The 8,534-nt window shown below is 75.3% G+C and carries 9 protein-coding genes; 1 reads left to right on the top strand and 8 read right to left on the bottom strand.

Annotated elements, in window-relative coordinates; translation table 11 throughout:
- Positions 1–54: 54 nt before the first annotated feature.
- From KME75_RS37320 to KME75_RS44350, 5 genes are all read right to left on the bottom strand, one after another.
- On the bottom strand, positions 55–465 hold the full coding sequence (locus KME75_RS37320) for a protein kinase family protein (protein WP_219419658.1): 411 nt from the start codon (positions 463–465) through the stop codon (positions 55–57).
- An 87-nt stretch (positions 466–552) separates the two neighbouring features.
- On the bottom strand, positions 553–3,003 hold the full coding sequence (locus tag KME75_RS45390; RefSeq protein WP_219419657.1) for an FHA domain-containing protein: 2,451 nt from the start codon (positions 3,001–3,003) through the stop codon (positions 553–555).
- Between the two features lie 272 nt (positions 3,004–3,275).
- Positions 3,276–5,024 carry a proline--tRNA ligase gene (locus tag KME75_RS37310; protein ID WP_219419656.1) on the bottom strand — a complete coding sequence of 583 codons (1,749 nt, stop codon included), beginning with the start codon at positions 5,022–5,024 and terminating at the stop codon, positions 3,276–3,278.
- A gap of 42 nt (positions 5,025–5,066) precedes the next feature.
- On the bottom strand, positions 5,067–5,510 hold the full coding sequence (locus tag KME75_RS44355; RefSeq protein WP_246633590.1) for a cytidine/deoxycytidylate deaminase family protein: 444 nt from the start codon (positions 5,508–5,510) through the stop codon (positions 5,067–5,069).
- Entirely contained in the window at positions 5,507–6,190 is a 684-nt protein-coding gene (locus KME75_RS44350; RefSeq protein WP_308283425.1) for a RibD family protein, read from the bottom strand. The genes KME75_RS44355 and KME75_RS44350 overlap by 4 nt, the downstream gene beginning before the upstream one ends.
- A 102-nt stretch (positions 6,191–6,292) precedes the next feature.
- On the opposite strand from KME75_RS44350, the gene KME75_RS37300 reads away from it, so the two are divergent.
- Positions 6,293–6,658 carry a VOC family protein gene (locus tag KME75_RS37300; protein ID WP_219419655.1) on the top strand — a complete coding sequence of 122 codons (366 nt, stop codon included), beginning with the start codon at positions 6,293–6,295 and terminating at the stop codon, positions 6,656–6,658.
- Between the two features lie 8 nt (positions 6,659–6,666).
- Here KME75_RS37300 and KME75_RS37295 read toward each other — a convergent pair whose 3' ends face one another.
- The 3 genes from KME75_RS37295 to metX form a co-directional block, all read right to left on the bottom strand.
- Positions 6,667–7,071, bottom strand: coding sequence for a type II toxin-antitoxin system VapC family toxin (locus KME75_RS37295; protein ID WP_219419654.1), 405 nt, complete (start codon positions 7,069–7,071; stop codon positions 6,667–6,669).
- The gene (locus KME75_RS37290; RefSeq protein ID WP_219419660.1) at positions 7,068–7,346 is read right to left on the bottom strand and encodes an AbrB/MazE/SpoVT family DNA-binding domain-containing protein; all 279 of its coding nucleotides are present in this window, start codon (positions 7,344–7,346) and stop codon (positions 7,068–7,070) included. The genes KME75_RS37295 and KME75_RS37290 overlap by 4 nt, the downstream gene beginning before the upstream one ends.
- Before the next feature lie 52 nt (positions 7,347–7,398).
- Positions 7,399–8,534 (bottom strand): homoserine O-acetyltransferase MetX (gene metX, locus KME75_RS37285; RefSeq protein WP_246633589.1); only part of this gene is annotated, 1,136 nt, incomplete at its 5' end.

Genomic DNA, 8,534 nt, shown 5'->3' with positions numbered 1-8,534 from the left:
GTCGCGGTGTCCGGTCGGGCAGCAACGGCTCCAGCCGTGCCCACTCCGCGTCGGTCAAGTCGTGGCGATCAAGCACAGAAGAGATCTACCGCAGCCGACCCGCATGATCCACGGGACACGCTCTAGCACGTCCCCGCGGTCGAGGGGACGGGCGGGCGCGGCGAGCGAGCCCAGGGGCTGGTACTCCATCGCGTAGCCGAAGCTCTCCTCGAGCACCGCGTCGAAAACCCGCACCAGGTACTCGGAGCGCACCGCGGCGAAGGCGCGCAGCTCGCGGACCCCGCGCTCGTACGCCTGCTCACCCACCCGGTCGCAGAGCACCTTCAGTGCGACGAACTCCTCGGCGAGCCCGAGCCGGGCGGGCGGCCGGGCCAGGTACGTGTGCCCGTGGTCGCCCTCCCCCAGCAGCCGGACGACCTCGTAGTCGGCGATCGCGGCGGGCACGACCCTTGCGGGTGCGTCCACGCCCACCTCCTTCCGCAGCGGCCCGAGCCCCTCGGGTCCCGCCGGCTCCCTGTGCCTGTGGATCTTCATCTCGGGGTACCCGAGCGCTCAGCGCGCCCCGGACGGCGACTCGAACACGAACGTCCGCCCGCCCAGCCGGACCCGGGTGCCGTGGACGAGCCGGCGCGACTGGCCGGCGGGAAGCCGGCTCCAGCCCTGCTCGCCCGGCGGCGCGACGAACGTGCCATTGCGGGACCCGGTGTCGACGAGCAGCACATCCCAGTCGTGCATGCGGATCTCGGCGTGCACCCGGGAGACCGCACCGGACCGGTCCTCCACGACGAGGGGGCGCAGCGTCCCCGACCGCACCCTGGCGTCTGCCTCCGGCATCCGGCCCGCGAGGTACTCCGCGTCGACCGAGTAGGCGGCGCCGTCGTCGAACAGCAGCAGGCCGAGCGGCGGCCGCGCCCCGACGACGAGGTCGCCGTTGCCCGGCATCCGGACGCCGCACAGGGTGCAGAACTGCACGCGCGGGTCGTTCAGGTGGCCGCGGCCGCACTGGTGGCCCCGGGCCAGGGGGCCGACGTCCGCGTCGGGCGCATCGTCGGCGACCACCTCGGCGCCGACGGGCGCGCCGTGCTCGAGCGGCGGGCGGGGCGGTTCCGCCGGGGCCACCCCGAGGATCCGCTCGGCCCGCACCGGCGGCCGGCGCGCACCCGCCTGCGCGGTCTGCGGGACGCCGAGCCGCGGGGTGCCCTCCTCCGCCCCCTCCGGTGCCGCAGCCGCCGCCTCGTCGTCCCACAGCACGTGCCGGGACCGGCGAGGCAGCGGCAGCGCCGGGGTCATGGCGGTCTCCGGACCGGGGTCGTCCCCGGAGGCGAGCCACCCCCCGCGGTCCTGCTCCTCCCGGTCCGCGGCAGCACCACGGTCGCCGTCGGGGGGAGGCGTGTCCTCCCCCTGCACGGGCTCCGGTTCCTCGAGGGGCGGCTCCACCGGGCCCTCCTCCGCCGCGAGAGGCGCCGCGCTGCCGTTCACCGTGCCGCCGTTGAAGCCTGCCCCGCCGTGGAGCCCTGCGCTGCCGTTGAAGCCTGCGCTGCCGTCGGTGTCGTAGGCGTCGTCGGCGCCCGTCACCGCAGGCGCGGGCCACGGCTCGCCGAAACGGCGCTCCCCCGCGTCGGCAGTGCCGGCCGCGGTGGGCCACTCGCCGGGCAGCGCCTCGTCCGGGCCACCGTGCACCGTCTCGGCCGGGCCCGCGTCGGTCTCCTCGTGGCCGGCGTCGAACGGCTCGATGCCGGCGACGTCGTCGGACTCCGGCCCGGCCACGGGATCGGGGTCTCCCACCTCGGCGCCCACGGGGTCGCCGAAAAGCCCGTCCACCGGCGGCGGGTCGGCGTCGGCACCGTCGCCGGCGTGGACGGGGAGCGCGCCCGTGGCACCACCCGGGCCGACCCCACCGGGATCGACGAAGCTCTGCTCGACATGATCGGCACCGGCCGGACCGACACCACCGACGTCGATGCCCCGCGGTTCGGTGCCGAGACGGTCCCGCCGGCTCTGCTCCTCATCGTCGGCGCGGCGGCGCCGCCCCGGGCCGCCCGGCCTGCGCACCCCGGGCAGGGCCCGCCCCGGCCCACTGCCGAGCGGGTGGGCGCCGTTGCGCCGGGCCGGGGCATGGCTCATTCCGTTGGCGCCGAGGGCGGTGCGCCCGACGCCCGGGTCGACCCAGGCGTTGCCGATGCCAGGCGGCCCGGCCGTGGGCCAGTCGAACCACCCCGGGTCCGGCTCGCCGCGGCGGGTGCGCGGCGGCTCGTCGTGGTCCGGGGCCCGGTCCTGCCCCGCCCGGCGGGCAACCCGGACGTCGTCGACCCCGCCGGCGGAGGGACGGGCCGGACCGCGGTCGTCCCCGTGCGGGCGCTCGGCCCGCGAGAACCACAGGTCCGTCGGCCCACCGCCGCGTTCGTCCCGCGGTTCCCCCCACGCGGACTCGGCCGCGCGCTCCCGCGGGCGCTGCGTCGACCGACGCGGAACCAGCACCGCGGCCGCCCCTGCGACCACACCGGACCGCAGGTCGTGCAGGCCGTCGATGATGTCGGACGGCACGACCGTGCCCTCCAGCGTGAGCTCGACGGGCACGTCCTGCCGGGGCAGCAGGCGGTCGGTCCAGGCCACGGAGTCGGCCCCGGACAGCGCGATGTCCCGGCCCGGGACCGCGATGCCCACCGCTCCGAAGAGGAACACCGCCCAGCGCTCACCCGCGTCGGCGACCGTGCCGAAGCGCAGGTCGGCCTGCGGCGCGTCCGGCCCACCGAGCCACGCCGCCAGCAGCCGGGCCAGCACGCGACCCGGCTCGGGCCCCGCCGCTTCCTCGCACACGTCCAGCAGCCGGCGCAGCACGTCCCGGTCGGCGCACTGGGCAACGCAGAGCAGACCCGGCAGGCGCACGACCACGCCCTCGCCGGGGACCGCCACGGCCCGCACCTCGTCGAAGCCCATCTCGATCAACCTTCCCCCGCGGACCCGCCGATGCGTGAACGGCGCGCCCAGCGGCCCGTTCGGCATCGGCCGGTGGATGACCCATGTCGTGCGGAGCCGGAGCGGGACCGCCCCGGACGGAGGTGCCGTGCACCGCCGCAACGGGCGGCGCCGGGAGGCCGGACAGCGGCGGCCGGCTGCGCGCCGGGACGGTCCGGTGACGGAGCGTGGGCGCCTGCGGGTGCGCTCGTGGAACGGGGAACGGGGCACGTGTCCTCACGCATCTCCCGGCCGCTCCTTCCTGGGCACCCGCGCCAGCACAGTCGATCACGCCGGGGCGGGGCGCCACCAGATCTGCGTCACCGCTTGCGGGCCAGCTCGGCCAGCTGTTCGACGGCACCGTCCACCGGGATCTCGGTGCGTTCGCCGCTGCGCCGGTCCTTGACCTCGATCATGCCGTTGGCCAGGCCGCGACCGACCACGACGATCGTGGGGACACCGATCAGCTCCGCGTCGGCGAACTTGACCCCCGGCGAGGCCTTGCGGTCGTCGAGCAGCACCCGCAGGCCCGCGGCGTCCAGGTCGGCCGCCAGGCGTTCGCCGCCCGCCGCGATCTCCTCGGTCTTGCCCGCGATCACGACGTGCACGTCGGCGGGCGCGACGGCCCGCGGCCAGATCAGCCCCGACCCGTCGTGGCTCTGCTCGGCGATCACGCCCACCAGCCGGGACACGCCGATCCCGTAGCTGCCCATCGTGATCCGCACGGGCTTGCTGTCCGGGCCGAGGGCATCGAGGCCTGCCGCGTCGGCGTACTTGCGGCCGAGTTGGAAGACGTGTCCGATCTCGATGCCGCGGGCGGCCGACAGCGGGCCGCTGCCGTCGGGGGCGGGGTCGCCCTCGCGCACTTCGGCGGCCTCGATCGTGCCGTCGGGGGTGAAGTCGCGGCCGCAGACGAGGTCGACGACGTGGTGGTCGGGCTTGTCGGCGCCGGTGACCCAGGCGGTGCCGGCCACGATCCGCGGGTCGACGAGGTAGCGCACGCCGTTGGCGGCGAGCGCGCCCGGCCCGATGTAGCCCTTGACGAGGAACGGGTGGCGGGCGAAGTCGGCCTCGTCGAGCAGCGCCACCTCGGCGGGCTCGAGCGCCGCCTCCAGCCGCTTCATGTTGACCTCGCGGTCGCCCGGCACGCCGACGCCGAGCAGCTCCCACTCGTCGGTGCCCGGGCGGCGGGTCTTGACGAGCACGTTCTTGAGCGTGTCGGCCGCGGTGAAGCTCCGGGCGAGCTCGGCGGCGTTGAGGAAGTCGACCAGCGTGCCGATGGTGGGGGTGTCGGGGGTGTGGTGCACCTGCGCCGCGGGCAGGCCCTCGACCGGCTGCGCGGGCGGCGCGGGCGTGGTGACCGCCTCGACGTTGGCCGCGTAGCCGCCCGGGCTCTGGACGAAGGTGTCCTCGCCCGTGGGCGCCGTGGCCAGGAACTCCTCGGACGCCGACCCGCCCATCGCCCCCGACGTTGCGGCGACGATCACGTACTGCAGGCCGAGCCGGTCGAAGATCCGGACGTAGGCGTCGCGATGCAGCCGGTAGGACTCGGCCAGCGCCTCGTCGCTCAGGTCGAACGAGTACGAGTCCTTCATGAGGAACTCGCGCCCGCGCAGAATGCCGGCCCGCGGCCGCGCCTCGTCGCGGTACTTGTTCTGGATCTGGTAGAGCATCACGGGGTAGTCCTTGTAGGACGAGTACTCGCCCTTGACCACCTGCGTGAACAGCTCCTCGTGCGTGGGCCCGAGCAGGTAGTCGCCGCCCTTGCGGTCCTTGAGCCGGAACAGGTTGGGCCCGTACTCGGTCCACCGGCCGGTCGCCTCGTACGGCTCGCGGGGCAGCAGCGCGGGGAACTGGATCTCCTGGGCGCCGATGGCGTCCATCTCCTCGCGCACGATCTGCTCGATGTTGCGCAGCACCCGCAGGCCCAGCGGCAGCCAGGAGTAGATCCCCGGCGCGACGCGACGGACGTAGCCGGCGCGGACGAGCAGCTTGTGGCTCGGCACCTCCGCGTCGGCCGGGTCCTCGCGCAGGGTCCGCAGGAACAGCGACGACATCCGGGTCAACACCCGGCAAAGGGTAGCGACGGGGTCCGACGGCGGTCGCGGCGGTTACCGTCCGAGCAGGTGGCGGTTGGGTTCGCGGGCCGCCTCGGCGAGCTCGGGCAGCTCGACGACGGCCACGCCCGCCGCCCGCAGCCGCTCGGCGCCCTCCCCCTCCACGAAGATCGACGGCTCCCGCCAGGCGAACACGACCCGGGATATCCCGGCGGCGAGGATCAGGTCGGTGCACGTCCGCGGCCGGGAGGCCCGCGCGCTGCACGGCTCGAGCGAGCTGTAGATCGTGGTTCCGGGGGTGGCCCGCCAGTCGGCGCCGAGGTCGGCGAGTGCCGACTCCTCCGCGTGGTCGTGGGGGTCGTTGCGGCGCGACCAGCCCTCGGCCAGCACGCGGCCGGCGGGGTCGACGACCAGCGCGCCGACGGAGAACGCGGTGTCCGACGGCGGGCAGCGCTTCGCCAGCGCGACCGCCGCCTCCAGGTGGTCCCGATCGGTCATCCGGTGTCTCCCAACAGGTAGCGCAGCAGCACGACGTCGCCGATCGGCCGCGCCTCGGCCAGCCGCATCCGGTGCCCCGCGTCGTACGGGAAGGCCCCGGGGCCGACGAACCGGGGCGCGGCCGGGTCGCCGACGAAGAACGGGGCCACGACGAGCTGGATCTCGTCGACGAGCCCGGCGGTGAGGAACAGCGTGTGCATGCTCGTGCCGCCCTCGACCATCAGCCGCCGCACCCCGCGCCCGGCGAGGACGGCGAGCACGCGCCGGGGATCGAGCGGATCGCCCGCGCCCACGACCTCGGCGAGGTCGCCCAGCCGCGCCCGGGTGGCCGCCACCGCGCCGTCGGGGACTACGACGACCCGCTCGGCGTCCCCCGCGGTGAAGAAGCGTGCACCCGGGTCGAGGAGGCCGCTGCGGCTGACCGCGACCTTCGTGGGCTGGGCGGGCCGGCCCTCGGCCAGTCGCCGGGCCACGCGGTCGGTCGAGCGGACCAGCAGCCGCGGGTCGTCGCGGCGGACCGTCGTGGCACCCACGAGGATCGCGTCGACGCCCGCCCGCTCCGCGTCGACCCGGTCGAGGTCGGCGGCGTTCGACAGCACGAGGCGCCGTGGTGTGGCGTCGTCGATGCAGCCGTCCACCGAGGTGGCGACGGAGAGCAGGACGTACGGCCTGGCGGTCACGCGTCACCCCTTTCACGGCCGCGAGCATCGTGCCCGCCCGATTCTGTCGGTCCCCCCGGTTAGCGTCCGCGGCGACGGTCCCGACACACGGAGGTGGAGACGATGGCACCGGCGATCGCCATGGTCACGGTCGACTGCGCGGACACGCGCGTGCAGTCGCAGTTCTGGGCGGCGGCGCTCGGCACGGAGGTCCGGGTGGACTTCGGCGACTGGGTGATGCTCGAACCGCCTCCCGCGGGTGGGCCCTCGGTGGGGCTCCAGCGGGTGCCGGAGCCGCGGTCGGGCAAGAACCGGCTCCACTTCGATCTCGCGGTCGCGCCCGGCGACCGGCAGCGCGAGGTCGAGCGGTTGGTCGGGCTCGGGGCGGCAGTCGTCGGGGAGCGCGGCGGCGCCGAGGCGGGCTTCGTGTGGACGACGTTGACCGACCCGGAGGGCAACGAGTTCTGCGTCGCCGAGCCCGCGCAGTAGCCCGCGGTTCAGCGGATCGTGCGAACCGTGAGATCGAGATCGAGGTCGGCCCACGCGGTGTCGGCGGTGACGGCCGGACGCTTCAGGCGCGCGGCGAGCGCCAGGCAGCACCGGTCCCCGAGCGACAGCCCGACCTTCCGTGTGCGGTCCCAGAACTGGGCGGCGGTGACGGCGTCCTCGACGGTGAGCGGCTGCACGCCCACCCCGAGCACGCGCAGCCTCCGGGTGGCGCGATCGGCGTCGACACCGCGCTGGTCGAGCTTCTGCCAGATCTCGGACCAGTTCACGGTGGAGACGACGCCGCCGTCGAGCAACGGGTCGACAACTGACGCGCCGGGCTCGTCGCGCAGCCATGCCAGAACCGCAGAAGCGTCGAGCACGACGCCGTCGCGCCCTGACGTCGAATGGGTCACCGCTCGTCCTCGCGGGCGGCCTCCACCCGCCGCTCGGCAAGCAGCTCCTCCACCACGGATCCCTCACCCGACCATGACGCGGCGACCTCCCGGCGGGTGCGCTGCGCGAGCTGCTCGCGGGTCTCCATCACGACGCGACCGTCCTCGACGTACACGACCAACGGCGTGCCCGCTTCGATCCCCGCCTCGCGGCGGATCTGCGCTGGGATCGTCACGCGGCCTTGATGATTGACAAGGACGTCCGAGCCGAGTCCAACGGATTCCGATTCCGACACGTATCTATCGTACTCGTCACAGTCCGTCACACGGAGTCGAGTCGTATGGCGTTCAACGGTCCAGCAGCTCGGCGAGCAGCGCGCCCACCACGGCCGCCTCGATGAGGAAGCCGTCGTGGCCGTACGGCGAGTCGATCAGTCGCAGCGGCCCGGCGCCGGGGATGCCCTCGGCGAGCTCGGCCTGCTGGTCGGGCGGATAGAGACGATCGGAGGTGATGCCCGCCACCAGCGTCCGCGCGGTCACCCTGGCGAGGCCGCCGGCCACGCCCCCGCGGCCGCGGCCCACGTCGTGCGCGTTCATCAGCTCGGTGAGCCGCACGTACGAGCCCGCGTCGAACCGGCGCACCAGCTTGGCGGCGTGGTGGTCCAGGTAGGACTCCACGGCGTAGCGGCCGCCGTGCCACGGGTCCTCGCCGACCTGGGGCCTACGGCCGAACCGCTCGGTCAGTTCCAGGCCGCTGCGGTAGCTCATGTGCGCGATGCGGCGGGCCACGCCGAGGCCGAGGTGCGGGCCCTCCCCCGGCCCGGCGTCGTAGTAGTCGCCGCCGCGCCACCCCGCGTCGGCGCGGATCGCGGCGAGCTGCGGCTGGGCCCAGCCGATCTGGTCGGCCGAGGTCGCCGCCGGGGAGGCGAGGAGCAGTAGCCGCTCCACCCGGTCGGGCTCGGTCGCCGCCCACTCCAGCGCCCGCATCCCGCCCATGGAACCGCCGAGCACGCACGCCCAGCGGTCGATCCCGAGCGCGTCGGCGAGCGCGGCCTCGGCCGCCACCGTGTCGCGGGCGGTCACGAGCGGGAAGCGGCTGCCCCACGGCCTGCCGTCGGGGCCGGCCGACGACGGTCCCGTGCTGCCCTGGCAGCCGCCGACCACGTTCGGTGCCACCACGAACCAGCGGGCGGGGTCGAGCGCGCGACCCGGCCCGACCAGCGCGTCCCACCACCCGGCGGTCGGGTGCCCCGGTTCGGCGGGGCCGGCCACGTGGCTGTCACCGGTGAGCGCGTGCAGCACGAGCACGGCGTTGGACCCGTCGGCGTCGAGCTCGCCCCACGTCTCGTAGGCGATCTCGACTCCCGCCAGCTCGCCGCCCGCCTCCAGCCGCAGGGGCGACGGCAGCCGCACCCGCTGCCTGCGGCCGGGGGAGTCCCCCTCCCGCCAGGCGCCGCTGGCGGGAGGGAGCTCGGGCGGCGCAC

Source organism: Pseudonocardia nigra, from assembly GCF_019396355.1.
GTDB lineage: Bacteria > Actinomycetota > Actinomycetes > Mycobacteriales > Pseudonocardiaceae > Pseudonocardia > Pseudonocardia nigra.
The sequence above is the reverse complement of the archived record's forward strand: the minus strand, read 5'-3'. Positions and strand labels throughout refer to the sequence as shown.

What these genes read in the sequence shown, in the direction of transcription:
- KME75_RS37300 (WP_219419655.1), top strand. Translation starts at nt 6,293, where the DNA reads ATGGCACCGGCGATCGCCATGGTCACGGTCGACTGCGCGGACACGCGC.
- KME75_RS45390 (WP_219419657.1), bottom strand. Translation starts at nt 3,003, where the DNA reads ATGCCGAACGGGCCGCTGGGCGCGCCGTTCACGCATCGGCGGGTCCGC.
- KME75_RS44355 (WP_246633590.1), bottom strand. Translation starts at nt 5,510, where the DNA reads ATGACCGATCGGGACCACCTGGAGGCGGCGGTCGCGCTGGCGAAGCGC.